At 43.6% G+C, this 220-nt stretch carries 1 pseudogene; it reads left to right on the forward strand.

Annotation, left to right across the window (positions count from 1 at the left end):
- Positions 1-220 (forward strand): annotated as a pseudogene (locus EII41_RS14000) (IS1595 family transposase); the annotation flags it as partial.

Below are 220 nucleotides of genomic sequence, written 5' to 3' on the forward strand. Positions count from 1 at the left end.
GAAGAAAGAAACGATCAATAAGGCGGTTAAGGAATTAGCCGCAGATGTACAGGAAGTTGACACGGATCACTCTACCTCTTATGTGGAATTGAAAGACTTTGTACTTGGAGACACAACTCTCTGGTTATCCCCAAAGAGAAAGTGAGGGAAGCCTTGCCTTGGGTTCATATTGCCATCAGCAATGCCAAGCGACAGCTGATAAACACATTTCATGACATCA

Source organism: Tannerella forsythia (genome assembly GCF_003860135.1).
Classification (GTDB): domain Bacteria; phylum Bacteroidota; class Bacteroidia; order Bacteroidales; family Tannerellaceae; genus Tannerella; species Tannerella forsythia_A.